This is a genomic window from Weissella viridescens (assembly GCF_003862435.1).
GTDB lineage: Bacteria > Bacillota > Bacilli > Lactobacillales > Lactobacillaceae > Weissella > Weissella viridescens_A.
Window position 1 is genome coordinate 23371 of sequence record NZ_RHGY01000002.1, and the last position, 24845, is coordinate 48215.

The following is a 24845-nucleotide window of genomic DNA, read 5'->3' on the forward strand; positions in this document are numbered from 1 at the left end:
TGGACCATTGTAAAACGTTGCACTACGTTAAATCTTTCGGTTGTACCTTTGCAACACGTGTTTTCTGGTGTATAGTTTAGCTGAATGAAATTAATCTATATATGAAGAAAGCGAGCGCGCAAATGGTAGAAGCAACCAAAACAAAAAAAACAACCAAGCGTGCAACTACAAAAAAAACAACTAAACGTAAAAAGAATCTTGTTATTGTGGAGTCACCATCTAAAGCAAAAACAATTGAGAAATATTTAGGAAGTAATTATAAAGTAGTTGCAAGTATCGGGCATATCCGTGATCTACCAAAATCACAAATGGGTGTCGATATTGAGCATGACTATACACCAAAATATATTAATATCCGTGGTAAAGGCGATATTATTAAAGGCCTAAAAAAAGAGGCTAAAGCTGCCAACCACGTTTATCTCGCATCTGACCCGGACCGTGAAGGGGAAGCCATTGCATGGCACCTATCAAATATCCTAGATTTGGACATGGATGCCGGAGAGAACCGTGTTGTCTTTAATGAAATCACCAAAGATGCTGTTAAAGATGCCTTTAAAAAGCCACGTAAAATTGATATGAACTTGGTTGATGCACAACAAGCCCGGCGTGTCTTGGACCGTCTGGTTGGGTATTCAATTTCGCCTATTTTGTGGAAGAAGGTAAAACCTGGCTTGTCAGCTGGACGTGTGCAAACCATTGCACTGGGGCTGGTCATTGATCGTGAACATGAGATTCAAGCGTTCCAACCTGAAGAATACTGGACCTTGGACACACAATTCAAAAAGAATCGTTCTAAATTCAAGGCCGATTTTTGGGGCTTGGCAGGTAAGAAGATGGATTTGCCAGATAATGATGCGGTCCAAGACATTATCAAACGCTTAGACCAACAGGGTGACTTTGAGATTGTCAAAGTTGAAGCTAAAGAACGTCGTCGTAATCCACAACCACCATTTACAACATCGACCATGCAACAGGCAGCCAATAATCAATTGAATTTCCGAGCACGGAAAACAATGATGGCTGCCCAACAATTGTATGAAGGAATTAACTTGGGTGGTAAGGAAGGTTCAGTCGGTTTGATTACCTATATGCGTACTGACTCAACCCGAATTTCAAGCATTGCCAAGAATGATGCGGCACATTTCATCCATACTGAATATGGCGAAGAATATGCTGCATCAAAGCCAGTGCAAGGTAAGCCACAAGAAGGAGCACAGGATGCCCACGAAGCGGTACGGCCGACTTCAGTTTATCGCACACCTGCTTCAGTAAAAGATAAGTTAACGAATGATCAGTTTAAATTGTATCAATTGATTTGGTCACGTTTTGTTGCATCACAAATGACCCCTGAAGTTCTAGATACGATGGCCGTCACGATTGAACAAAATGACGTGCAATTCCGGGCCAATGGTTCAAAGACGAAGTTCCAAGGGTTCACAAAAGCCTATCCTGCAGCTCGAGAGAAAGACAACAAGTTACCTGAACTAGCTGTTGGGGATGTTGTGACAATGGAACAACTTTCACCAGATCAACACTTTACGCAGCCGCCTGCTCGTTATACTGAAGCGGCCTTAGTTAAAGCGCTAGAAGAAAATGGTGTTGGACGACCATCAACTTATGCAGCAACGATTGAAACCATTCAAAAACGTGCTTATGTGAAGCGTGATGCCAAGAAATTTGTGCCAACTGAAATCGGTGAATTGGTGCAAGGGACTATGGATGAATTTTTCCCTGACATCACCAATGTGAAGTTCACGGCGCAGGTCGAAAATGAACTTGACGAAGTTGAAGAGGGTGATAAAAATTGGGTCACTGTTGTTGATGACTTTTATAAGCCATTTTCAAAGGAGCTGGCAACGGCTGAATCCGAGATGGATAAAGTGGTCCTTAAAGACGAATTGGCCGGTGAAAACTGTCCTGTTTGTGGATCACCAATTTTAATCAAGCTTGGTCGTTACGGAAAGTTCAAGGCTTGTTCACGTTTCCCAGATTGTCGTTATACTGAGACAATTGTTGAGCAAATTGGCTTGACGTGTCCAAAATGTAAGACTGGTGAAGTGGTTGAGCGTAAAACTCGTCGTGGGCGTACGTTCTACGGATGTTCACGTTATCCGGATTGTGACTTTGTGACATGGGATAAGCCGACTAAGGACACCCTTCCTGATGGGACTACGCCTAAAAAGGATGATGGTAAGGGTGATAAGGATACTGATAAAAAGGCAGATGCCACATCCGATGCTGAAACGGGTAAGGCTGAATAATGTTTGATTATATTGAACGATTTTTAGACTATTTACAAGTTGAACGTCAATATTCAGATGAAACCCAACGTGCTTACAAGTCTGATATTTATGAGTTCGTCCAGTTTTTGGGTGAAACCAATGCCAAGGACGAGACCGTTGATTTAACGGCTGTCACGAGTTTAGACGTGCGTGTTTTTTTGTCACATCTCTATGAACGTGGCGATAGCACGCGGACGATTGCTCGAAAAGTCAGCTCATTACGCTCTTTCTACGAATTTTTAGAACGCAATGACGCAATTGACCATAATCCTTTTGATGGGGTTCAATTAAAAAAAGCGGGGCAACATTTGCCACGCTATTTTTATGAAAAAGAATTGAATCGCCTTTTTGAAGTCGCTCAAGCAGATCAATCACCGCTCGGTCAACGTAATTTATTAATTTTAGAGATGTTGTACGGGACGGGGATGCGTGTCTCAGAACTGGCCGATCTCGATTTAACAATGATTGATCAACGCGCCAAAATTATCACCGTCACAGGTAAAGGAAATAAGACTCGGATTGTGCCATATGGTCAATATGCACAAAAAGCCTTGCAGCAATACCTTGCTGATGGTCGCCTGCAATTAATGCAACCAGATAGCGATCCGAATCATGTGTTGTTTAACCAGCGCGGGAAACCATTGGCAACTGGTGGCATTGAGTATGTCTTGAAGAAACTAGGTAAACAGGCCGGACTTACGCAGAACATTTCCGCGCACATGTTTCGGCATACGTATGCGACTGATTTATTGAATAATGGTGCTGATTTGAGAACCGTTCAACAGTTATTGGGGCACAGTAGTTTGAGTACCACACAAATTTATACGCACGTGACGACGCAATCGCTTCAAGAAAATTATCGTAAATTTTTCCCACGGGCGAATGAGTGAAAAACTGCACTAAATTGGACTAGACAATTGTGGAATACTTGATAGAATAAAGATGAAGTATCGAAAAATATGCAGTTGGAGGCTGGCCATGGCAGTTTTGTTAGATAATGGAAGTTTAGCAGTTGAAATTTCAACACAGGGAGCTGAGCTCACCAGTGTTAAAAATAAAGAAAGTGGGTATGAGTATCTTTGGGAAGGTGATCCAACGATTTGGGGCCGACACGCTCCAAATCTATTTCCAATTGTTGGACGCTTAAAAGGGGATCGCTACAAGTATCGTGATAAGACATATTTCATGACGCAACATGGGTTTGCTCGTGATAACGCGTTTGAATTAGTCGAGCATACAGATTCAACAGCACGTTTACGCTTAGTTGATTCACCAGAAACCCGCTCAATCTATCCATTCCGTTTCCAGTTTGATGTGGTCTATCGTTTAACGGATCAAGATACTTTGGGCATCGCATATGCTGTGACAAATACTGATACACATGATATTTATTTCTCAGTTGGGGGACATCCAGCCTTTAAGGTACCCTTGGCTGAGTTTAATGAATACTATATTAATGTTGATCCACGACGTATTTATCCAACCGCGCAGTTGGTCGGTCCTTACCTAGATAATAATATTGAAGGCAGTTTCGATGCACGCGAGCCACTTCAATTAGATCGGAATGATTATCGGGATGATGCGACCATCTTACGCACAGATGGGAATCCGACGACATTGGTTTTGTCTAAAAAGACGGCCTCGCATGGGGTTACGATGCACGTACAAAATGCGAAGTATGTTGGTATTTGGACGCCGTATGCTAAAGATGCTCCCTTTATCTGTATTGAACCATGGTGGGGCATTGCGGATACTGTTGATGCTGATGGTAATATTGAGCATAAGTATGCCATTAATCGTTTGGCACCTGCGCAAACCTTTACTGGGTCATATTCAATTAGTTTCTTTTAAAAAATAAAGATGGAAAATCATTGGTCATGTCAGGTGGCTGATGGTTTTTTTAATGGATAAAAAAGCACATATCCGAAGATATGCGCTTTTGCATTCGTTTACTTGGCCCAATAGACCAGCCCGAATGGAATTAGATTTTCTTGACCATTTTTAATCCGTTTCAGATTACCACGATGACGATAGATAACAAAAATGGTGAGGACCAGTGCGACGATAAACAACGGCCAATCTTGATAGAGGAGCGCAGCAATCGTGACTGAAAGGAATCCAGCCATTGAGCCAACGGAAACCATGCTAGTTAAGAAGACGGCGATTCCGAAAGCTAACAGCGCAATGCCAACCATAGGGAGACTGTAAACCATTAAGACGCCTAATGATGTTGCAACAGCTTTACCACCCTTGAAACCAATCCAGATTGAGTAGGTGTGACCAATAATGGCACCTAAACCAACGGCGAAATACCAGTAGTCGGCAGGGATAGGTCCCCAGATACATGCCATTAAGGCTCCAGCAGAGCCCTTAAGGACGTCTAAACATAAGACGATGATCCCGGCAGGTAGTCCCAAATTACGTAATGTATTGGTCGTTCCAATCCCACCGGAACCTAATTTTAATAGATTCTTGTGGAAAAAAACTTTCCCAATGATATAACCAAACGGAATTGAACCAATTAAGTAGGCCAATCCTAAACTAATTAAATAGTGCATTAATGTCATGCGAAACCTCTTTTTATAAATAGTGGAATAATTGCGTGCAAGTCTTATTTTAGCACGCTTATCAAGGTTTGGAGAAAAATTTAGTTTGAGAATTTATTAATTTGCTTGCCATTTGGGAATAAGTTAGGCTAATATGAAGAACGAATGTGCCAAGCAGCACACTTAACGACACAATTACGTAAGTTAAAAATAATGTAGGAAGAAAGAGGAAACATCCATGGTTAAGCAAAATACGTATTCGGATGATTCCATCACGGTCCTAGAGGGGCTCGAAGCCGTTCGAAAGCGACCAGGAATGTATATCGGTTCAACAGATGGTAAGGGTTTGCACCACCTGGTTTATGAGATTTTTGATAATGCCGTCGATGAAGCATTAGCTGGTTATGGTGACGAAATTGACGTTACCATTCATGCAGATAATGCGATTACGGTTGTTGATCATGGGCGTGGTATGCCGGTTGGTATGCATGCATCCGGAAAGCCAACGCCAGAAGTGATTTTGACTGTTTTGCACGCCGGTGGAAAATTTGGTCAAGGTGGTTACAAGACTTCTGGTGGATTACATGGGGTCGGGTCATCAGTTGTGAATGCCCTATCTTCATGGTTAACCGTGACAATTGTCCGGGATGGTAAAAAGTACCAAGAAAAGTTTGTGGATGGTGGTCATCCAGATGGTACTTTGGACGACCTTGGTAAGACAAAGGAACCGTCAGGAACGACGGTGACGTTTAAACCAGATCCAACCATTTTTTCAACAACAATCTATAATTTTGATACCTTAGCTGAACGTTTACGTGAATCAGCGTTCCTATTGCCTGATGTAAAGGTGACGCTAACAGATGAACGTCCAGGCCAAGAACGGACAGAAGTCTATCACTATCCAGAAGGTATCCAAGCTTTCGTGAAGTACTTAAATGAGGATAAGGATGTCCTTGGGGATGTCATGTACTTTGACGGAAGTGAGCAAGGCGTTGAGGTTGAAGTTGCGGCCCAATACAACGATGGTTATTCTGAAACGATGATGTCATTCGTTAATAATGTGCGGACGCCAGGTGGCGGAACCCATGAAGCTGGGCTCCGTGCAGCTTGGACGAAGGCCTTTAATGAATATGCCCGCAAGGTAAACTTACTTAAGGATAAAGATAAGAACCTTGAAGGATCTGATGTGCGTGAAGGCTTATCAGCCGTGATTTCATTACGCGTGCCGGAAGATTTGTTGCAATTTGAAGGGCAGACTAAGGATAAGCTAGGTACCCCAGAAGCACGTTCAATTGTTGATAATGTCATTTCTGAACAACTTGGCTTTTACTTAATGGAAAACGGTGAATTTTCACAAGGGTTAATTCGTAAGGCCTTGCGTGCGCGTGAAGCGCGTGAAGCGGCTCGTAAAGCCCGTGAAGAATCACGAAATGGTAAAAAACGTGGCAAGAAGGAACAACTCTTGTCTGGAAAGTTAACACCTGCCCAATCTAAGAATGCCAAGAAAAATGAACTATTCTTAGTCGAGGGTGATTCTGCCGGTGGTTCTGCCAAGCAGGGACGTGATCGTAAGTTCCAAGCAATCTTGCCACTCCGTGGAAAAGTATTGAACACGGAAAAGGCGAAGTTAGCTGATATTATGAAGAATGAAGAAATCTCAACGATTATTTACACCATTGGTGCCGGCGTTGGGGCTGACTTTAATATCGATGATATTAATTACGATAAAATCATTATCATGACCGACGCGGACGATGATGGGGCCCACATCCAAATTTTGTTGCTAACGTTCTTTTATAAGTACATGCGTCCACTTATTGAAGCCGGAAAAGTTTATATTGCCTTACCGCCTTTATATATGTTGCGAAAGAATAACGGTAAAAAGGGAACCGCCATTGAATATGCTTGGACCGATGCTGAATTAGCAGAACGCCAAGCTGAAATGGGCCGTGGCTACACCTTGCAACGTTTCAAGGGTCTTGGTGAAATGAATGCCGAGCAGCTCTGGGCTACAACAATGGACCCTGAATTGCGGACCATGATTCGGGTCAAGATCGATGATGCGATGGTTGCCGAAAAGCGTGTGACAACGTTGATGGGTGATAAGGTTGAACCACGTCGTAAGTGGATTGAGTCGAATGTGGCTTTCAACTTAAGCGATGAGAATGATACATTGCTGGATGAAGCCCAAGAAGAAAAATCTGGTGAAGAACAAACCGCATTAGATTTTGAACCGCCAGTGATTGAAACTTGGCAAGACCGGGAGGAGGAACGTGATGTCTGAAGCAGGAAACATTCAAGAAATAAGTCTTGAGACAGTAATGGGTGATCGCTTTGGTCGCTATTCAAAGTCAATCATTCAAGAACGTGCCTTACCTGACATTCGTGATGGTCTCAAACCCGTACAACGTCGTATTTTATTTGCGATGTTTAAAGATGGGAATACCTATGACAAGGCATTCCGTAAGTCAGCCAAGTCAGTTGGTAACGTGATGGGTAATTTCCACCCACACGGGGATTCATCAATTTATGAAGCGTTAGTTCGCATGTCACAAAACTGGAAGTTGCGGGCACCATTAATTGAAATGCATGGAAACAATGGATCAATTGATAATGATCCGCCTGCAGCAATGCGTTATACCGAAGCACGTTTATCTAAATTAGCAGGTGAAATGTTACGTGATTTAGATAAAGATACGGTTGAAATGGTCTTGAATTTCGATGATACGGAGTACGAACCAACTGTCTTACCAGCACATTTCCCTAATTTATTAGTCAATGGATCAACTGGAATCTCAGCCGGATATGCTACAGAAATTCCACCGCACAATTTAGGAGAAGTTATTGATGCCTTGATTTACCTCTTGGCTCATCCAAAAGCTAAGTTAGATGAATTGATGGATTTTGTTAAAGGTCCTGATTTTCCAACTGGTGGGATTGTCCAAGGAATCGATGGGATTCGTTCAGCTTATGAAGATGGACGTGGTCGGATTGTCGTTCGAGCAAAAACAGAAATCAAACCACTTAAAGCAGGAAAGTCAGAAATAGAAATTTCTGAAATTCCATACGAAGTGAATAAGGCAGCCTTAGTTAAGAAGATTGATGAAATCCGCTTAAACAAGGACGTAGCTGGCATTACAGAAGTGCGTGATGAATCTGATCGAGATGGTTTGTCAATTGTGATTGAATTAGGGAAAGATGCCAATGCCCAAGGAATTTTGGCATATCTCTTTAAGAAGACCGATTTGCAAATTACCTATAATTTTAATATGGTGGCCATTCACAACCAACGTCCGGAACGGATTGGGTTGAAGACAGCCTTGTCTGCCTTTTTGGAACACCAAGTTGAAATCATTACAAAACGAACTGAATTTGACCTAGCTAAGGCCCAAGATCGACAACATATTGTGGCTGGTTTAATTAAGGCCATGTCAATTTTGGACCAAGTTATTGCAACGATTCGTGCCTCTGAAGATCGTAAAAGTGCCAAGCAAAACCTGATGGACCAATATGATTTTTCTGAAGCGCAAGCTGAGGCCATTGTCACGATGCAATTGTATCGTTTGACAAACACTGACGTGACGCAATTACAAAAAGAATTTGATGATTTAAATCAAAAGATAGCGCAATACAATTTGATTTTGTCAGATCCTAAGGAATTGCGAAAGGTGCTACGTGATGAGTTGAAGGCAATTCGTAAAGAATACGCAACTGATCGGATGACAGCGATTGAAGATCAGGTTCAAGAACTTAAGATTGATCAGACTGTAACGGTTGTGGACGAAGACGTGATGATGTTAGTTTCTAAATCAGGTTACGTGAAGCGTTCTTCAATTCGGTCATATACAGCCTCAGGGGATGAAAATGGATTACGTGAAGATGATGAAATTGTCTTCATGGATCGTGTGAATACCCTGCAGCATGTCTTTATGTTTACGGATCGTGGAAATGTCGTTTATCGACCAGTTCACGAAATTGCGGAAGTGCGCTGGAAGGAAGCCGGTGAGCACCTGTCACAAACGATTACGGGTCTCAATCCAGACGAATTAATCATTGCAGTTAAGGTTGTTCAAGATGTGGATCAACTCAATGGTGAATGGGTTGCCGCAACTTCAGATGGGCTCATTAAGCGAACGAAGTTTAGTGATTTAGCACCAAAATCAACATACCGTAAGAAGCCAATGCCATTTATCAAGTTGAAGTCTGATTCAGCTTATGTTGTGGACACCTTGTGGTTCGATGAAACCCAAGTTGCACAATATGAAGTCGTTTTGACATCATTCCAAGCCAATGGTTTACGTTATGCGCTGGACGAAGTTCCTGTTTCAGGAGCGCGAACAGCAGGAGTTAAGGCAATGGCCCTTAGCGCTGAAGATGATGTTATTACTGGTTTGGCACTGAATGATACTGAACACCCAATTGCGATTGCATTGGTAACAAATCGCGGTGCCTTTAAGTGGATGAATGTCGATGAACTTCCAACAACAAGCCGTGCTCGTAAGGGTGTTGCTGTGATGCGTGAACTTAAACGAGATTCACATCGTGTTGTTGCGATGCTAGGCCTTGATGCCAAACAGCCAAGTCCAGTAACCGTGTTAACGAGCTCCGATAAGGTGTTTGACATTAATCCAATGGATCACCCAAAGAGTCAACGCTATAGTAACGGTAGTTTCGTAATTGATACCCAAAAGGATGGGATTCCTGTTGCGATGCATAAATACCAAGTACAAGTTGTGACAAGTTAAATGAAAAAAAGCTAGGACTAAGGTCTTAGCTTTTTTATTTGCAAATAAATTGGATTTAGACTATACTAAAATAGAAGTAAGCGCTTACATGAAAAGTGTCAATGGTTTAAAGATGAGGGGGAGTTGGAAATGTCATTATTAGGTGCAATTGAAGCAGGTGGAACAAAGTTTGTGGTGGCAGTCGCAGATGCGACCAATCCAGAAAAAGTCTTACATCGTGAAAGTTTTCCAACAGAAGATGGAAAGCAGACGTTAGAGAAAGTCATCGCGTTTTTTGACCAATTTGCTGATATTGCTGCAATCGGGATCGCAGCATTCGGTCCGATCGATGTTAAACCCGACAGCCCCACCTATGGATATGTTTTAGATACACCTAAGCGAGGATGGTCAGGTTTTGATTTCTTGGGTACGATGAAGGCATGGCGTGATATCCCTTATTATTGGACGACTGATGTGAATGGTGCTGGTTGGGCTGAATACAAAACTGGTGCTGCTAAAAACGTTGAAAACGTCGTTTATTTAACGATTGGGACTGGCGTCGGTGCTGGAATAATTACGAATGGTCAATTGTTAACCGGGTACTCACATCCCGAAGCAGGGCACATCATGATGCAAAAACATCCGAATGATGAATACTCAGGACTATGTCCATTCCACGGTGATCGTTGTTTAGAAGGTCTAACGGCTGGCCCAGCAATTGAGCAACGTTGGGGCATGTCTGCCAAGGAAATTCCAGATGACCATCCAGCTTGGCAAATGGAAGCTTTCTATCTAGCACAAGCAGCCATGACATTCACGGCAACTTTACGACCTGATATGATTATCTTTGGTGGTGGTGTACCACATCGTGAAGTCTTGTTACCAATGGTTCGGGAATCATTTGAAGCCCAGATGAACAATTATTTGGCAGTTCCAGACTTGGATACTTATATTCAACCAGTTAAGAATGGGGATAATGCTGGTATTCTTGGGTGCTTCTATTTGGCACAAACGTTAATTTAAAGCAGATGATACCCGATTATTTGTTGATTCGCTGGGTGCGAAATCACAAGTAATGGGGTATACTTGTTTATTGAAATACTTTAATTGAATTGGAGAACGATACATGACTAAGAAACAAGTTTTTGGACACAAAAATCCAGATACAGATACAGTTGCTTCAGCAATGGCAGCTGCATACTTGCTTAACCAAGCTTACGGTGAAGATGCCCAAGCTATGGCGCAAGGAGAACCTAATGCTGAAACAAAGTTTGCGTTAGACCACTTTGGTTTGGATGCATTACCAATTGCAACAGCTGCAGATACTGATGAAGTTGTTTTGGTTGACCACAACGAAGCTGGACAATCAATCGATAACTTTGCTGATGTCACTGTTGCTGGTGTTTACGATCACCACAAGATTGACTTCAAGTCAAATGCACCACTTTGGTTCACTAACAAGCCTTTGGGTTCAGTTTCAACCATTTTGTATTATGAATTCCAAAACGAACAAGTTGAAATTCCAGCTGCCTTGGCTGGTATGATGGCTTCAGCAATTATCTCAGATACATTGCTTTTGAAGAGCCCAACTACAACGAAGCAAGATCAACCTGCTTTGGAAGCCTTAGCAAAGATTGCTGGAATTGACGATCTCAATGCCTATGGTCTTGAATTGCTTAAGGCTGGAACAGATTTATCATCTCGTTCAGCTAAAGATTTGATTGATGGCGATGCAAAGTCATTCGAAATGGGTGGTAATACTGTCCGTATCGGTCAAGTAAACACTGTTGATGTGGATGATGTTTTTGCTCGTCGTGATGAAATTGAAGCTGCAATTAACGAAGAAATTGCACAAGATGGTTATGACACCTTTATCTTGGTTGTCACAAACATTTTGGATTCAGATTCAGATATTCTTGTTTTGGGGAAGAACCAAGACAAGGTGGCTAAGGCCTTCAATATTGAATTAAAGGATGGCCGTGGTTCATTGCCAGGTGTTGTTTCACGTAAGAAGCAAGTTGTACCTCCATTGACAGAAGCATTCTAAACAAAAAAGACTCCTCAAATTGAGGAGTCTTTTTTTAATGGTTAAATAGAAATTGCGATACTTTAGCAACAGAGTCTTCGGCACCCACAAAATAAATGGTGTCGCCTTTTTCAAAGGTCATATATGGACCTGGTGAAATAATTAATTTATCCTCATGATCTATCCCAACCAACGTGACACCAGTTTGATGCCAAAAATTCAAGTCATGTAGAGAGAGACCGTATTTGTCAGAATCTTCATTTAACGACAACTCAAACGGTAGTAAAGGACCGGCTTGTTGGTAATTTTGTGTTTTTTCAAGAAAGGTTTTCAGCAGATTAGAGAGACGGTCTAATTCTTGTTGTTGTGCGGCAATACTATCAACCATGTCATTTTTTAGGGTTTTTAGATTTGAGCTGGCTTGTTCAACTTCAATAAAATCAATGGCTTTATCTTGTGAAATGATGGTGGCCCCAGTACCGTGCTGTGATTGAACGATACCCATATCTGCTAAAACATTAATGGCTCTTCGTGCTGTTTCTGCAGATACACCATATTTCGTAGCGAGTTTAGAACGGGCATGGATTTTATCACCAACTTTGATTTGGTTATGAGCAATATTTTCAGCGATATCAAGGGCAATTTGCCGATAACGGGGTTGTTTAGTTGCAGTAGTCATGTTCGAGCTCCCGATTCATATGAATTCTTCTAATTAATTTGATTATATGATTAAAAAATTTAAATGTAAATGGGCAAAAGCCTATTCTGATGCTTAATTGACTTACTGCCAACTCTATGGTTTAATATAAGTTGTCACTACGCCTGTGTCACTTAAAAAAGTGAAGTAGTAGGAGGAAATTATGGCTAAGGTAAAGTTAGAGCACTTGACCAAAATTTTCGGTAAGCATGTTAAACAAGCAACAGAGATGATGCAAGACCATGCGCCAAAGACCGATATTTTGGAAAAAACAGGTGCAACGGTTGGTGTTTATGATGCCAACTTAGAAGTTAACGAAGGTGAAATCTTTGTTATCATGGGACTTTCTGGTTCAGGAAAGTCAACTTTGATTCGTTTGCTTAACCGTTTGATTGAACCAACATCTGGTTCAATTTATTTGGACGGTGATGACATTTCAAAGATGGATAAGAAGCAACTTCGTGATGTTCGTCGTAAGAAGATGAGCATGGTATTCCAAAACTTTGGTTTGTTCCCACAACGAACAGTTTTGGAAAATACGGAGTATGGGCTTGAAGTTCAAGGAATGCCTAAGGCAGAGCGTCGTGAAAAGGCTGAAAAAGCTTTGAAGAACGCAAACCTTTTGGCATTTAAGGACCAATACCCAAGTCAATTGTCTGGTGGAATGCAACAACGTGTTGGTTTGGCGCGTGCGTTAGCAAATAATCCTGAAATTTTATTGATGGATGAAGCTTTCTCAGCACTTGACCCATTGATTCGTCGCGATATGCAAGACGAATTAATCGAATTGCAAGCCAAGCAAGGGCAAACCATTATCTTCATTTCACACGATCTTAACGAAGCATTGCGTATCGGTGATCGTATCGCGATTATGAAGGATGGAGAGATCGTACAAATTGGAACGGGTGAAGATATTTTGACACACCCAGCTAACGATTATGTGCGTGCCTTTACCGAAGATATTGACCGCTCAAAGGTTTTGACCGCTGAAAATATCATGGTGCCACCAATTACAACTAACATTGATAATGATGGACCAAACGTTGCTTTGAAGAAGATGCGTGCTGAAGAAGTCAGTGGATTGGTTGCGGTTGACCGAAATCGCCACGTTAAGGGCTTTTTGAGTGCTGAAAATGCTGTTAAGGCTCGTGAGAGTGGTGCAGCATTAGATACAGCATTGACGAAGATGACAACGGTGCATAAAGACACATTGCTTTCAGATATCGTGTCTGTCATCTATGATTCACCAGCACCATTAGCAGTTGTCGATGATGACAACCGTTTGGTTGGTGTACTTATCCGTGGCCGTGTTCTTGAAGCACTTGCTGATACAACAGACATGGAGGTAGAGTAGAATGTTCGCAGTTGCCAAAATCCCATTAGCTGGATGGGTCCAATCAATTGTGGATTGGATGACGAAAAACTGGGCTGGATTCTTCAATGCAATCCAAACTGGTGGTCAACATGCTATGGATGCGTTAACGAATATCTTTACAGCGGTACCACCGCTACTATTGATTGTTGCGTTGACAATCTATGCGATTATCGTAAGCGGTAAGAAGTGGGGCTTCCCATTGATTACTTTCCTTGGGTTGCTACTTTTGTGGAACCAAGGGTTGTGGAATGATTTGATGCAAACGACCACTTTGGTACTGGTTTCAAGTGTGATTTCAATTTTGATTGGTATCCCACTTGGAATTTGGATGTCAAAGTCTGATCGTGTCGCTAAGATTGTGCAACCAATTCTTGACTTTATGCAAACAATGCCTGGATTCGTTTACTTGATTCCAGCAGTTGCATTCTTTGGAATTGGGGTTGTGCCTGGTGTATTCGCCTCATTGATTTTCTCATTGCCACCAACAGTTCGTTTCACGAACTTGGGAATTCGCCAAGTGCCAAAGGAAATGGAAGAAGCCGCAGATTCATACGGTTCAACGCCATGGCAAAAGTTGGTTAAGGTTGAATTGCCAATTTCAAAGCCAAGCATCTTAGCTGGTGTGAACCAAACGATTATGTTGGCTTTGTCAATGGTTGTGATTGCATCAATGGTTGGAGCACCTGGTCTTGGACAAGGTGTCCTATCTGCTTTGCAACACGCTGATGTTGGTAATGGATTCGTTAACGGTCTTGGTTTGGTTATTTTGGCCATCATCATTGATCGCTTTACTGAATACCTTAACGTTGACCCTATCCAAAAACTTGCAAACAAGCCTACGGGTCGTTTCAAGAACTGGAAGAAGTGGGTTGGTTGGATTACCACAATTGCATTGATCGGTGGAACTGGTTTCGCCGCTGTGCAAGCACATCAAAAAGAACAAGCTAGTGTTAACATCGTTTATGTTGAATGGGACTCAGAAGTTGCTTCAACGAACGTGCTAGCTGAAGCCATGCGTGATCATGGTTATAATGTTAAAATTACACCTTTGGATAATGCGGTTATGTGGCAATCAGTTGCCCAAGGTCAAGCGGATGCTTCAATCTCAGCTTGGTTACCAAATACCCACAAGGCGCAATATGACAAGTATCATAAGCAAATTGATTTCTTGGGAGCTAACTTGAAGGGCGCACGCCTTGGACTTGTCGTTCCTAAGTACATGACTGATGTTAATAGCATTACTGACCTTGACGGACAAGCTAATAAGACAATTACAGGAATCGAACCAGGTGCCGGTGTTACTGCAGCTGCTGAAAAGACTGTTAAGGATTATAGCAACTTGAACGGTTGGAAGGTGCAAACATCATCAACTGGTGCGATGACAACTGCTTTGCAAAAGGCATACAGTGCTAAGAAGCCAATCATCGTTACTGGATGGTCACCACATTGGATGTTCCAAAAGTATGATTTGAAGTACCTAAAGGATCCTAAGGGAACCATGGGTAGCTCAGAAAATATCACCACTATGGCTCGTAAGGGTCTTAAGCAAGATAAGCCTGATGTTTACCGTGTCTTGAAGAAGTTCCACTGGGACAAGGACGATATGGAAAAGGTTATGCTTGATATTCAAGCGGGAAAGACACCGCAACAAGCGGCTGATAAGTGGATTAAAGAAAATCCAAAGAAGGTTGATGCTTGGTTCGCTAAGTAATACCGACTTTAAAAAGGACAAGAAATTTATTTCTTGTCCTTTTTTGTTGACATTAAGTGTGAAAGAGATTAGAATAAATTAAAATATGATAAACAAAATGATCGAAAGAGTAGCGATTCTTTTTGTCCAGAGAGATGTCGGTTGGTGTGAGACATCCAAAAAGAATGGTGAAGATGGTTCGTGATTGGCATTGATGAGTAGCAAGACTATGAATCAATGACGGAGTCGTCAACGTTAGCTGACTAGGTGTATGAATAAGGCCTCATTTCGCTGCATTCGTACATAGTAAGGTTAGAGTGGGTGACTGCTCTGATAAAATTTAGAATGGTAACACGGTCTATTAACCGCTTCTATAATTTATGATTAATAAATTATAGGGGCTTTTTTTTATGGAGGAGAAAGATATGAACAAAGGTGTGAAGTGGGCAATTGGGATTGGATTAGTTGCAGTTGTGCTGGGTGGTTTTTATGCAGTTAAACAACATGATAAAGTTGAATCGAAAACGGTGACAGTTGGTATTGTTGGAGACTCCGATCGTGAGTTGTGGGAATACGTTAAAAAGGACGCTAAAAAAGATTACAATGTTGACGTTAAATTAAAGACGTTTACCGACTATGTGCAACCAAATAAAGCGTTGGCTGATGGCGATATTGACTTGAATGCCTTCCAAACTGTGAATTATTTTGAAACCCAAAATAAGAACTATAACGGCAAGTTACTTGATATTGGAAAGACCTATGTGACGCCAATTCGTCTCTATTCTGATAAGTATAAGAAATTAAGTGAATTGCCAAAGGGGGCAACGATTTCAATTCCAAATGACCCATCGAATGCACAACGTGCCCTCGATTTACTTGAGAAAGCTGGGTTGTTAAAGTACGATCATAGTGTTAAACTTCCAGGAGCGAAGGATATCACGGATAATCCCAAACATATTAAGATTAAGGAAGTCCAATCTGATCAATCTGTAAGTACACTTAAGAGTGTGGATGCAGCTGTGATCAATACAAACTACGCCTTAGATGCTAAGCTCAATGTCGATAAGGCCTTATATGTTGAATCCGTTGATCAAGCGCATAAAGGTTACTTTAACTTGATTGCAACACGTAAGGGCTCAGAAAATAAGCAGGCTTATAAGGATGTTGTCAAAGCTTACCAAACTGAAAAGACAGTTAAACATATGAAGGATTTGTATGGTAATGCTGAACAACCAGCATGGGGTAAGTACGCAAAGTAATTGGAGGAAAATAAAATTATGGCAGAAGATACAGCAATTTTTGCAGGTGGATGTTTCTGGTGTATGGTCCGTCCGTTTGACACCCTACCAGGCATTAAAAAAGTCGTTTCAGGATATACAGGTGGACACACTGATCATCCCACATATGAACAGGTATGCTCACATACGACGGGACACACTGAAGCGGTTGAAATCACGTTTGATCCTGATGTGATTTCATACGAACAACTTGTCGATATCTATTGGCAAGTAACTGACCCAACCGATGCTGGAGGTCAATTCCAAGATCGTGGTGATTCTTATCGTCCAGTCATTTTCGTTAATTCACCGGAACAACGTAAGATTGCCGAGGAATCAAAGGCGAAGTTACAAGCATCGGACCGTTTTAATGGTAAGAAGATTGTGACGCAAATCGAAGACGCTAAGCCGTTTTGGACCGCCGAAGAGTATCATCAAGATTTTTACAAAAAGAATCCATTGCGTGATGCCATTCAAGAGGCACCTCGTAAGCGCTTTGAAAAAGAACACTGGTCTGACAAGGCTTAAAGCTGATGCAACAACGTTTATTGATGGAATAAGCGTTGTTTTTTTGTACCGTTTTTAAAAATGTATGACCGTAATAAACTTTGTAAAACCGCATGGAACTGAAAACATTTGCTCCTCATTTGCTCTCAAAATGCCATATATTTGCTCCTCGATGAATTTTTGAATTGGGATTTGCTCTTCCTAAAAGTAAGCCCAATATCAATAACTTTAGCCAATGATATCAAGTACCTTTTCATCTTGACGATGGACGTGTTCCGTTAAGAGATGCGCATAAACTGTCTGAGTAACAATAGAATTCTTGTGACCAACCCTACGAGAAATATAATGAATGTCTACATCATTGCTTAGTAACCATGAAACATGAGTGTGTCGTAACCCATGTAAAGTAATGGTTTTATTATCAATGCCAATCGATGCCAAACGCTGCCGTAAGTGCTTAATTGCTTGATCATTTGACACAGGTAAGGGAATAATGAATTCCGATTGCATGCCGACAGTCCTACGGTACTTGCCTAGGTAATTGAACCATCGCTCTGGCATAATGAGGGTTCGTTTTGATTCTTCCGTCTTGGGTACACTAGTCGTAAAGGGGGCACGCGTTAATCGTTGCAGGTTAACCGTAATCTCTTTGGTGTCAACACTAACGTCTTTTGGTCTTAATCCACATAGCTCACCGTATCTTAAACCACTTAACAGTAGGGTGTAGTAAATAAAGTTCTCGGAATCAATTGGACCTGACTCAAGATAAGATGTGAATTTTGATATGTCTTCACTATCTAGAAAATTTGAATTGACCGACTTCGGTGTGTCAGTTCCTTTGTTTATCGTATTAATAGTTGGGTCGATTTTAAGAAGGCCATCAGCATATGCATTTCGTAATGCTGCGCTTGTTTCTTCTTTGAACATTTTCACGGTGCCTTTAGCATGCTCTTTGGCAAAGTCGTCTAACAATAGCTGATAGGTTGACCGGTTAATTTGAGACAATAAGAGATTGGGGGCATACTTTTTCAAATTTTTTCCGTTGATAACATAATTTTTATATGAAGCGGGGCGAAGATTTGACTTATATAATTCATACCAATCTTCAAAATACTCGTAGAACAAGATATCGGCACTTGCTAAGGAGCCACCGTTCTTTTTTTCCACCTCCATTTCATTCGCCCAAGCCTGTGCGTCTGCTTTTGTTCTAAAACCCGACTTTGTCTTTTTTCGGAAGTCTCCATTGGTGTCTTTGAAACTAATTTGGGCTTTCCAACCTGACGAAGTGCGACTATATGATGCCATGTTAATTTAAACCTAACCTTTCTTTTTAAAAATTGAGTAGTTTAAAGACATACTCAGGTCTGATATAATAATCATACGGGAGTAATCCTGGGGGAGCGCATATCCTAACTTTTTCGACGGAGTAAAGGTTATGCGTTTTTTATTTTGCAATTACACGATTCAGTGTTATAATTTAGATACGAAATCGGACATGGGTTTACCTCTTGTTCTCAAACCACTTGGGATTGGACGCCTAAGTGGTTTTTATTTTGCAATTATTCATGTATACTCTTATTTGGCGTCACGTCCAAATAGACGCTAGATGGGAGGTAAGCCCATTGAAAGATTTCGTACTAGCTGTATTTACAGCTATCCTGTCATTGATTGTATCGGTGTTAACGCCGTTCATCATTGACTATGTTAAACATCACTTCATGAAGTAATGTTTTGAGCCTCACTTCTGTGGGGCTTTTTTTATTTACATGAGCGCACTGCCATGTAAAATAAGCCTATGGACTTCGAGTCCGGGTATTGGAACATAGATTCCACGGTCACTAACTTTGTTAGTGGCCTTTTTAGTTAATATTAGTATAATTAAGACAGTATTTGAGAAGGAGGGTATCATAGTATGGATTATTCTAAGTTATCTGATAGTGGAAAAATAAAGCTTATAACTGGATTTACTAGTGCTGTGGCCAATGATCAGATTGATATTGACGTAGTGGATAAAAATCATATTCAATTACGGTGGACTGACAATGTATCAGTTAAGCTCGATATTGGATGATTCATTTATATGATAAACGCAGTTCGTTATCATTTAGTGGCTTTTTTAGTGTATATAAACTCAGTTAAACCTAGTATAATTAAGGAAAAGCTTGACATGAAAGGGCAATGTTAAATGATTCTGAATATTAGTATTTTAGTATTAACGATATTTTTTTAATTGCTGCGGATATTGGATTAGTTGTGTATATTAATCATAATTTTAAATGGTTAAATAAAGCACGCCACCGTAGTGAAAAAGCGGTCAAATTAGAAATAGTACAAGCATTGAACTCAACAAATGATCCAAATTTAGTGAAAGCTTCAAAATACTTATTTGACGGACTCGATAAATGAGTTTCCGAATTCAGTAAAAACTAATGTTCTGATTCTAAATGTCTGACTCTTTAAGTGAAGCATAGAGGTAGCAAACCAATCTAAATCGGAATGATTATCATTCTGAAAATCACCGATTTCAACTAACCCTTGCGAAATAAATTGGTTAATAGCCCCATCAGTTGATTGAATAGATTCTTTTTCTTGACGCAATTGAACCATAGTAGAAGTATGGTCACTGTAAACTATTTCCATTATTGGAGTAGCAGTGTTTTCTGATAAATCTAGTAGTAATTTAGCCGTTTTAGGGCTGAGGTTAGAGAGCACTTGTGAATAGTAAGGAGTTATAGCTGCATTAGTATTCGTATCTGCTGTATTTGCAATGAGCTTAGCAAATAAAGTACGCATCTCTTCATTATCAATAGAGTAAGTGCTATCATCAATTTGTTTATAAATTAAGCGTTCTTTAGCTTCATCTATTGTAGCGTTTGGATGATTATTAAAATATAGTGATGCTTCTTTAGATAGTTGCTCGAGAAATTGTTCTTCTACTATTTCTGCTGCTCTTTGGTTAACTTGATTTCGTTTAAAGAACCGACCTAGCCGACCACCGATTGAAGTTGCAGCAGGTAGCAAAGCTTGATTTTTAACTTCATCAGGTACTTTTACCGCATCGGCAATCTTTCCGCTGGTTTTTGCAATCTCTGTAATTGGATCAGAATCCATAAAATCTACACTTTCCGCCGCCTTCGGGTGGCTTTTTATTTTGTCCATATATCAGCTTTTAATGTGAGTCAGCTTTGCACGTATGTATGCCATCCGAAAGGGTGGACTTTTGCTATTTTTAAATACAGCAACATTCAAAGTCATTCAAAACCATTCAACTGTATTGTCATTGTTGATTCTGATAGTGAGTCGTTGCCTATTGCGTGCTAGTAGGGCAGCGACAATTTGCTTATCGGTATCGTCATCAAAGTAGTTATAAGGTAACTGATGTTGACTGAGGTACCTTTCCTGCGACTCATTGATTATTTCCATAATTAGGGTAGCCTTATCAATTTGTTCCTGTGTCGGTTTAATCTTCATAAGAAGACCTCCTATGTGAAATAGCAGTCACAAATGAATCATGCTGGACTCAAACCAGCGACCGGACGGTTATGAGCCGTCTGCTCTAACCAACTGAGCTAATGATTCAAGGAAGCTTTTAGAGTCTTCACGTTTGGACTAATAATTATCTAGGATGCAGTAACTGGTTAATTACTTACCCCAACGATTTGGTTTGGTAGGTAATAGCATTAAGATTAAGAACCAAATTGAACCGATAATAGGAACTAATTCAATCAAAATCCACCAACCTGAATGGTCTGTATCATGAAGGCGACGGAATTTAACAGAAAGTGTAGCCAGCCAAACAAGGAAAATAATAATCTGACTTATGAAATTTAGAGATAAGTCTGTCCAATTATAAATGTCATCAAGCGGATGTCCCATAATTGATTGTACAAGTGCAACTATAAGGCCTCCAATAATGAAGTTAATAATCGCTGGCCACCAGTAATATCTACGGCTTGCAGTACCTGAAAAGTTAGTAATATTATTCCAAAAAGATGAATATGCTTCAAACATTTCTTTAGACCCCTCACAGCTTTTAACGTGAATCAGGTTTGCACGTATATGTATGCCACTGTTGTGGCAATAAAATCGTTAGATGTCTCTAGCTAAACGTTGTGGGTCATTTAAAATACGTTCCGCAGCCGAGCGTTCGACGACTGCGTTACTCTCTTTAATCCAACCAGGAATAAGGAACAAATCGACAATATCCCAAATACCAGTAATAATCATTCCAAATCCTAGGGTGAGAATAGTGATTAATAGCATCGCTACGCCAGAACCAGTTTTACCCATATAAAAACGGTGTGCACCAAACACGCCCAAAAAAATAGCGAGTATATATGCTAAGACAGTGCTTTTACCCTTTGACTGTACCTCAGAGTTAACCAAAACCTTCTCGTTAGTGGTTAATTGAGAAAGTAATCCATCGTTGTTCATAATTCTACTCCTTATTCAGCTTTTTATGTGGTTCAGTGATCAAGCATAGGAACTCAAACTTTTTACACCTATATGTATGCCATCCGAAAGGATGGCTTTTTTATTTGCGATCATTCATTAGCTCTATAACAAGATAATCTAATGAATATGGTATGTCGTAAGTATCAATAACTTCTTTCCAATTTTTGCGCCCACCGTTTTCAAAATGGTGATGCAGATATGCATTAATTGCAAATTCGTTAGCTGCACGTTCTGCGCTATCACTGCCATCGTATTCATTAAATGGTCTTATGGCAAAAGGGAATTTATTCCTATTTTCCCCATGTCCTAATTCATGAATGCAAGCAAAACCAATATAACCATGTTTCTTATGATAATTACTATTAATAACCGCTTTATTTTTGATTGGGTCATAAAAGCTAGGCGTTTCAGATGATAACTTTTCCGAAAGGAATAATTCCGTGTCAGATTTTCTATAAAGGTCGCGAATAAGGTCTAAATAGCATTCTTCCATAAACAGGCCCTCTAATCTTCTTCGCCAGTTTCTAGGATCCGATAAATAATCCGCAAGTCTTCTTCTGGAATAGGCTTACCATTAAAGCGTAAGAGACCACGTTTCTTAAAATAATCGTTTAAATCAACGCCGTCTACATCGGGATCACCGGTAACTTGCTTTGGGTGCATCTCATCAGTGTTACCTAAGAGGTAGTCAACTGATACGCCCAAAACGTCAGCGACCTTTTTGACATTTTCATAATCAGGTTTTTTCGTTTTCCAACCATATATTACATTTGTTCCCAATCCAGCTTTTTCGTTAACTGACGACAGACTGTAACCTTTTTCTTTGGAAATTTTTTTAATCTTATCAAACGTTGTCATGTAGGCATTTCTCCAGATATCGAGGAGTAAATTAAGCCCTAAAGCGTAAAAACGTGTTGACTATTTTAGCTTTCAGGCTTATTATTAACTCATCAAGTAATTTAGCAATAAAAAACAAACCACTATCACAAGTAACTTTGGCGAGTGAATAATTGATAGTAGCGCTTTTATTGGCTTATTTCGTATGCACTCATTTTAGCCTATAGGCGTAAATTAGTCAACAACTTGATAAAAAATATACAGAAAGGAGGTGGATCTATGACCGCTTTAGAACAAGAGACAAAGAAGACATATGTTCAATTTAAGACTGCAATTATTGAGTCGGATTTTAAACAATTGGAACTAGCAGAAATGTTGCATACATCACAGGCACAGATCTCACGAGCCATTCACGGTTCAGATGATAGACGTAGCCGTGAATTACGTGAGGGACTAGTGAAGATTTTACACATGAATTAATGGGGGGGCATAAAAATGAATAACGTAATTATTATAGAAAATGGTGAACCGATGACTACTTCATTAGAGGTAGCTAGCAAGTTTGAAAAGAATCATTATGACGTAATGCGAGCCGTCGATAATGTGATAAAGGGTCTCAGCAAAATTGCGGACACCCCAGACGTAACTAACTATTTCGAAGAAACTAAGTATATTAATGAACAAAATCATCAAGAATATCGAATGTTCAAAATGACAAAGAATGGTTTCATGCTATTGGCCATGGGATTTACAGATAAGAAATTCACGGAAATCAAGGTTAATTACATTGAACAGTTCGATGCTATGCAAAAGCAACTTGAGCAACAAGCACAACAACAGTTCTTCCAAGTTGAAACACCCGAACAGCAAACTAAGCGTATTACGGCTGAAGCCTACAAGATGCAAGTTGAAAACGGACGAATGAAAGAGTTCCGTTTAGCCATGAAGCAGGCTGATAAGTTGGAACGCAATGATTTGGCCGAATTGTTGCTTGAAAAGGAAGTTGAGACATTCCTAGGTCAACCGATTAAGCAAGCATTACCAATTGCACATACGCCAGATTTGTCTGAGTTCTATCTAACAGCAACAAATATTGCTGAACGATTTGGATTGACTCCAACTAAGGTAGGAATGATTGCTAACCGGACAGGCTTACGTGAAGGTGTTGATCGTATTCAAGATGAAGATGAGCGTTGGTTCTACACAGATGGCGCCGTTGAGAAAATGCGCGCACGATTGGAGTATAACAATGAACAACGAATTAATTAGCATTCAAACGAATGAACAAGGTGAGCAACGTGTAAGCGCTCGTGAGTTGCACAAAGGTTTGGGGATTAAAGAACGATTTAGTCTCTGGTTCGGTAGATATGAAGATATGTTCGTAGAAGGTACCGATTTTACAAGTGTAGGTTTGCCTACGGTTGTTAATAATGGGGCAACACGAATGCTAGACGATTATTCACTTTCAGTAGATATGGCCAAGCACATCTCAATGATGACCAAGACTGAGCGTGGTAATCAAATTCGAGATTACTTCATTCAAGTTGAAAAACAATGGAACTCGCCGGAATTGATGATGGCTCGTTCATTACAGTATGCGAACAACAAGCTCATCGGATACGAAAGTAAGATTGCTGAACTTACACCAAAAGCGGAATTACACGATAAGTTCATTGCAACTGGTGAGGCAATCGGTGTACGTGAAGCATCGAAGGAAATGGGCATTAAGCAGAACGAACTAGTTGACCTGTTACTGAACCATAAGTATATCTATCGCCAACAAGGACATAACGGAAAGTTACAACCATATAAGAAATATGTACCTAAGTTGTTTACTTTGAAGAGTGGTGGTGTTGGTGAAAATGGTATTGAGTTCACACCACGAATGCGAATTACACCATACGGACGAGAATATTTTTATAAGAAGTTCGTTAACCCAGAACAAACAGAACTGGATATGGAGGCATAGAGATGGATAAACCAGAATACGAAGAAATAGAAATTAATTTGAATGAACATGATGTTGAGATTTTTTCCAAAGCGCAGGGGTATGTTGAAGTAAAAGTTGACGGAAAATCATTGGGAACACGTCGTGTAGCATTTGATGCACCTTTTTTTAACACAATGGATGACGTCAATAAAAAAACGCTCAAGGTTATTGTAACTAACCCTAAGCATTTAAATAATTAATTAATTTTTGATTTGTACTCTATAGAATCCCCAGTGCATAGTGACATTCACATTAATACCATGGCTGTGGTAAAACTTTTCTATTTGGGGAGCAGATGTATTTGGGAAATTTTCCATTGACAAATAAAAACTGGTATTTTCAGATTGAAGACACGATTTATAGATATCAATTAATACATTGTTCATTTTGTATCCTCCTTTCATTAGGGACTAGGCAAATGAGCCAGTAAACAAATTAT

The 24845-nt window shown here is 40.3% G+C and carries 25 protein-coding genes, 1 tRNA gene and 1 other annotated feature; of the genes, 16 read left to right on the top strand and 10 right to left on the bottom strand.

From position 1 onward, the window contains the following. The first annotated feature begins 122 nt into the window (after positions 1 to 122). From topA to D3P96_RS02665, 3 genes are all read left to right on the top strand, one after another. The gene (gene topA, locus D3P96_RS02655) at positions 123 to 2261 is read left to right on the top strand and encodes a type I DNA topoisomerase (protein ID WP_124942858.1); all 2139 of its coding nucleotides are present in this window, start codon (positions 123 to 125) and stop codon (positions 2259 to 2261) included. Then, entirely contained in the window at positions 2261 to 3172 is a 912-nt protein-coding gene (xerC, locus tag D3P96_RS02660; protein ID WP_124942859.1) for a tyrosine recombinase XerC, read from the top strand. The genes topA and xerC overlap by 1 nt, the downstream gene beginning before the upstream one ends. Positions 3173 to 3260: 88 nt before the next feature. Continuing rightward, positions 3261 to 4133 (top strand): aldose 1-epimerase family protein, encoded by an 873-nt coding sequence (locus D3P96_RS02665; RefSeq protein WP_124942860.1) that lies wholly within the window; start codon positions 3261 to 3263, stop codon positions 4131 to 4133. Positions 4134 to 4231: 98 nt separating this feature from the next. Here the strand turns inward: D3P96_RS02665 and plsY are convergent, their stop codons facing one another. Beyond that, positions 4232 to 4849 (bottom strand): glycerol-3-phosphate 1-O-acyltransferase PlsY, encoded by a 618-nt coding sequence (plsY, locus tag D3P96_RS02670; protein WP_124942861.1) that lies wholly within the window; start codon positions 4847 to 4849, stop codon positions 4232 to 4234. Positions 4850 to 5066: 217 nt separating this feature from the next. Here plsY and parE point away from each other — a divergent pair, with 217 nt between their 5' ends. From parE to D3P96_RS02690, 4 genes are all read left to right on the top strand, one after another. Continuing rightward, positions 5067 to 7112, top strand: a complete 2046-nt coding sequence (gene parE / locus D3P96_RS02675; protein ID WP_124942862.1) for a DNA topoisomerase IV subunit B — start codon at positions 5067 to 5069, stop codon at positions 7110 to 7112. Beyond that, positions 7105 to 9573: a DNA topoisomerase IV subunit A gene (parC, locus tag D3P96_RS02680; protein ID WP_124942863.1), complete on the top strand. Its 2469-nt coding sequence runs from the start codon at positions 7105 to 7107 to the stop codon at positions 9571 to 9573. Before parE ends, parC begins: the two co-directional genes overlap by 8 nt. Positions 9574 to 9702: 129 nt before the next feature. Beyond that, positions 9703 to 10575, top strand: a complete 873-nt coding sequence (locus D3P96_RS02685; RefSeq protein ID WP_124942864.1) for an ROK family protein — start codon at positions 9703 to 9705, stop codon at positions 10573 to 10575. A 103-nt stretch (positions 10576 to 10678) separates the two neighbouring features. Further along, positions 10679 to 11599, top strand: coding sequence for a manganese-dependent inorganic pyrophosphatase (locus tag D3P96_RS02690; protein WP_124942865.1), 921 nt, complete (start codon positions 10679 to 10681; stop codon positions 11597 to 11599). 34 nt (positions 11600 to 11633) lie between these two features. Here D3P96_RS02690 and D3P96_RS02695 read toward each other — a convergent pair whose 3' ends face one another. Beyond that, positions 11634 to 12257, bottom strand: a complete 624-nt coding sequence (locus tag D3P96_RS02695) for a GntR family transcriptional regulator (RefSeq protein WP_124942866.1) — start codon at positions 12255 to 12257, stop codon at positions 11634 to 11636. A gap of 181 nt (positions 12258 to 12438) precedes the next feature. On the opposite strand from D3P96_RS02695, the gene D3P96_RS02700 reads away from it, so the two are divergent. From D3P96_RS02700 to msrA, 4 genes are all read left to right on the top strand, one after another. Next, positions 12439 to 13629 carry a quaternary amine ABC transporter ATP-binding protein gene (locus tag D3P96_RS02700; protein ID WP_124942867.1) on the top strand — a complete coding sequence of 397 codons (1191 nt, stop codon included), beginning with the start codon at positions 12439 to 12441 and terminating at the stop codon, positions 13627 to 13629. 1 nt (position 13630) lies between these two features. Beyond that, positions 13631 to 15361: an ABC transporter permease/substrate binding protein gene (locus D3P96_RS02705; protein WP_124942868.1), complete on the top strand. Its 1731-nt coding sequence runs from the start codon at positions 13631 to 13633 to the stop codon at positions 15359 to 15361. A gap of 88 nt (positions 15362 to 15449) precedes the next feature. Beyond that, positions 15450 to 15716 (top strand) — a binding site (T-box leader). A gap of 49 nt (positions 15717 to 15765) precedes the next feature. Then, positions 15766 to 16599: a MetQ/NlpA family ABC transporter substrate-binding protein gene (locus tag D3P96_RS02710; RefSeq protein ID WP_124942869.1), complete on the top strand. Its 834-nt coding sequence runs from the start codon at positions 15766 to 15768 to the stop codon at positions 16597 to 16599. Between the two features lie 18 nt (positions 16600 to 16617). After that, positions 16618 to 17145: a peptide-methionine (S)-S-oxide reductase MsrA gene (msrA, locus tag D3P96_RS02715; protein ID WP_124942870.1), complete on the top strand. Its 528-nt coding sequence runs from the start codon at positions 16618 to 16620 to the stop codon at positions 17143 to 17145. Between the two features lie 207 nt (positions 17146 to 17352). On the opposite strand, the gene D3P96_RS02720 is transcribed toward msrA, so the two are convergent. Continuing rightward, positions 17353 to 18429 carry a tyrosine-type recombinase/integrase gene (locus tag D3P96_RS02720; RefSeq protein WP_124942871.1) on the bottom strand — a complete coding sequence of 359 codons (1077 nt, stop codon included), beginning with the start codon at positions 18427 to 18429 and terminating at the stop codon, positions 17353 to 17355. Between the two features lie 607 nt (positions 18430 to 19036). Here D3P96_RS02720 and D3P96_RS08320 point away from each other — a divergent pair. After that, complete coding sequence (locus D3P96_RS08320; RefSeq protein WP_185696066.1) at positions 19037 to 19195, top strand: hypothetical protein; 159 nt, start codon at positions 19037 to 19039, stop codon at positions 19193 to 19195. Between the two features lie 311 nt (positions 19196 to 19506). Here D3P96_RS08320 and D3P96_RS02725 read toward each other — a convergent pair whose 3' ends face one another. The 7 genes from D3P96_RS02725 to D3P96_RS02755 form a co-directional block, all read right to left on the bottom strand. Then, entirely contained in the window at positions 19507 to 20283 is a 777-nt protein-coding gene (locus tag D3P96_RS02725; RefSeq protein WP_124942872.1) for an Abi-alpha family protein, read from the bottom strand. A gap of 96 nt (positions 20284 to 20379) precedes the next feature. Then, positions 20380 to 20595, bottom strand: coding sequence for a hypothetical protein (locus tag D3P96_RS02730; protein WP_124942873.1), 216 nt, complete (start codon positions 20593 to 20595; stop codon positions 20380 to 20382). A gap of 34 nt (positions 20596 to 20629) precedes the next feature. Further along, positions 20630 to 20703: transfer RNA gene (locus D3P96_RS02735), tRNA-Ile, on the bottom strand. A gap of 63 nt (positions 20704 to 20766) precedes the next feature. Continuing rightward, on the bottom strand, positions 20767 to 21135 hold the full coding sequence (locus tag D3P96_RS02740; RefSeq protein WP_124942874.1) for a DUF805 domain-containing protein: 369 nt from the start codon (positions 21133 to 21135) through the stop codon (positions 20767 to 20769). 78 nt (positions 21136 to 21213) lie between these two features. Next, positions 21214 to 21558, bottom strand: a complete 345-nt coding sequence (locus tag D3P96_RS02745; RefSeq protein WP_124942875.1) for a TM2 domain-containing protein — start codon at positions 21556 to 21558, stop codon at positions 21214 to 21216. A 100-nt stretch (positions 21559 to 21658) separates the two neighbouring features. Next, positions 21659 to 22072: a hypothetical protein gene (locus D3P96_RS02750; protein WP_124942876.1), complete on the bottom strand. Its 414-nt coding sequence runs from the start codon at positions 22070 to 22072 to the stop codon at positions 21659 to 21661. 11 nt (positions 22073 to 22083) lie between these two features. Next, positions 22084 to 22437, bottom strand: coding sequence for a helix-turn-helix domain-containing protein (locus D3P96_RS02755; RefSeq protein ID WP_124942877.1), 354 nt, complete (start codon positions 22435 to 22437; stop codon positions 22084 to 22086). A gap of 258 nt (positions 22438 to 22695) precedes the next feature. On the opposite strand from D3P96_RS02755, the gene D3P96_RS02760 reads away from it, so the two are divergent. Genes D3P96_RS02760 through D3P96_RS02775 form a run of 4 tightly spaced genes read left to right on the top strand, consistent with a single transcriptional unit; the run spans position 22696 to position 24606 of the window. Beyond that, a complete protein-coding gene (locus D3P96_RS02760; protein WP_124942878.1) occupies positions 22696 to 22896 on the top strand; it encodes an XRE family transcriptional regulator in 201 nt (66 codons plus the stop codon). 15 nt (positions 22897 to 22911) lie between these two features. Then, positions 22912 to 23685, top strand: coding sequence for a Rha family transcriptional regulator (locus D3P96_RS02765; protein ID WP_124942879.1), 774 nt, complete (start codon positions 22912 to 22914; stop codon positions 23683 to 23685). Further along, complete coding sequence (locus D3P96_RS02770) at positions 23666 to 24385, top strand: phage antirepressor KilAC domain-containing protein (protein ID WP_185696067.1); 720 nt, start codon at positions 23666 to 23668, stop codon at positions 24383 to 24385. Before D3P96_RS02765 ends, D3P96_RS02770 begins: the two co-directional genes overlap by 20 nt. Positions 24386 to 24387: 2 nt before the next feature. Further along, entirely contained in the window at positions 24388 to 24606 is a 219-nt protein-coding gene (locus D3P96_RS02775; RefSeq protein ID WP_124942881.1) for a hypothetical protein, read from the top strand. Positions 24607 to 24845: the final 239 nt, after the last annotated feature.

What these genes read in the sequence shown, in the direction of transcription:
- topA (WP_124942858.1), top strand. Translation starts at nt 123, where the DNA reads ATGGTAGAAGCAACCAAAACAAAAAAAACAACCAAGCGTGCAACTACA.
- xerC (WP_124942859.1), top strand. Translation starts at nt 2,261, where the DNA reads ATGTTTGATTATATTGAACGATTTTTAGACTATTTACAAGTTGAACGT.
- D3P96_RS02665 (WP_124942860.1), top strand. Translation starts at nt 3,261, where the DNA reads ATGGCAGTTTTGTTAGATAATGGAAGTTTAGCAGTTGAAATTTCAACA.
- plsY (WP_124942861.1), bottom strand. Translation starts at nt 4,849, where the DNA reads ATGACATTAATGCACTATTTAATTAGTTTAGGATTGGCCTACTTAATT.
- parE (WP_124942862.1), top strand. Translation starts at nt 5,067, where the DNA reads ATGGTTAAGCAAAATACGTATTCGGATGATTCCATCACGGTCCTAGAG.
- parC (WP_124942863.1), top strand. Translation starts at nt 7,105, where the DNA reads ATGTCTGAAGCAGGAAACATTCAAGAAATAAGTCTTGAGACAGTAATG.
- D3P96_RS02685 (WP_124942864.1), top strand. Translation starts at nt 9,703, where the DNA reads ATGTCATTATTAGGTGCAATTGAAGCAGGTGGAACAAAGTTTGTGGTG.
- D3P96_RS02690 (WP_124942865.1), top strand. Translation starts at nt 10,679, where the DNA reads ATGACTAAGAAACAAGTTTTTGGACACAAAAATCCAGATACAGATACA.
- D3P96_RS02695 (WP_124942866.1), bottom strand. Translation starts at nt 12,257, where the DNA reads ATGACTACTGCAACTAAACAACCCCGTTATCGGCAAATTGCCCTTGAT.
- D3P96_RS02700 (WP_124942867.1), top strand. Translation starts at nt 12,439, where the DNA reads ATGGCTAAGGTAAAGTTAGAGCACTTGACCAAAATTTTCGGTAAGCAT.
- D3P96_RS02705 (WP_124942868.1), top strand. Translation starts at nt 13,631, where the DNA reads ATGTTCGCAGTTGCCAAAATCCCATTAGCTGGATGGGTCCAATCAATT.
- D3P96_RS02710 (WP_124942869.1), top strand. Translation starts at nt 15,766, where the DNA reads ATGAACAAAGGTGTGAAGTGGGCAATTGGGATTGGATTAGTTGCAGTT.
- msrA (WP_124942870.1), top strand. Translation starts at nt 16,618, where the DNA reads ATGGCAGAAGATACAGCAATTTTTGCAGGTGGATGTTTCTGGTGTATG.
- D3P96_RS02720 (WP_124942871.1), bottom strand. Translation starts at nt 18,429, where the DNA reads ATGGCATCATATAGTCGCACTTCGTCAGGTTGGAAAGCCCAAATTAGT.
- D3P96_RS08320 (WP_185696066.1), top strand. Translation starts at nt 19,037, where the DNA reads ATGGATTATTCTAAGTTATCTGATAGTGGAAAAATAAAGCTTATAACT.
- D3P96_RS02725 (WP_124942872.1), bottom strand. Translation starts at nt 20,283, where the DNA reads ATGGACAAAATAAAAAGCCACCCGAAGGCGGCGGAAAGTGTAGATTTT.
- D3P96_RS02730 (WP_124942873.1), bottom strand. Translation starts at nt 20,595, where the DNA reads ATGAAGATTAAACCGACACAGGAACAAATTGATAAGGCTACCCTAATT.
- D3P96_RS02740 (WP_124942874.1), bottom strand. Translation starts at nt 21,135, where the DNA reads ATGTTTGAAGCATATTCATCTTTTTGGAATAATATTACTAACTTTTCA.
- D3P96_RS02745 (WP_124942875.1), bottom strand. Translation starts at nt 21,558, where the DNA reads ATGAACAACGATGGATTACTTTCTCAATTAACCACTAACGAGAAGGTT.
- D3P96_RS02750 (WP_124942876.1), bottom strand. Translation starts at nt 22,072, where the DNA reads ATGGAAGAATGCTATTTAGACCTTATTCGCGACCTTTATAGAAAATCT.
- D3P96_RS02755 (WP_124942877.1), bottom strand. Translation starts at nt 22,437, where the DNA reads ATGACAACGTTTGATAAGATTAAAAAAATTTCCAAAGAAAAAGGTTAC.
- D3P96_RS02760 (WP_124942878.1), top strand. Translation starts at nt 22,696, where the DNA reads ATGACCGCTTTAGAACAAGAGACAAAGAAGACATATGTTCAATTTAAG.
- D3P96_RS02765 (WP_124942879.1), top strand. Translation starts at nt 22,912, where the DNA reads ATGAATAACGTAATTATTATAGAAAATGGTGAACCGATGACTACTTCA.
- D3P96_RS02770 (WP_185696067.1), top strand. Translation starts at nt 23,666, where the DNA reads ATGAACAACGAATTAATTAGCATTCAAACGAATGAACAAGGTGAGCAA.
- D3P96_RS02775 (WP_124942881.1), top strand. Translation starts at nt 24,388, where the DNA reads ATGGATAAACCAGAATACGAAGAAATAGAAATTAATTTGAATGAACAT.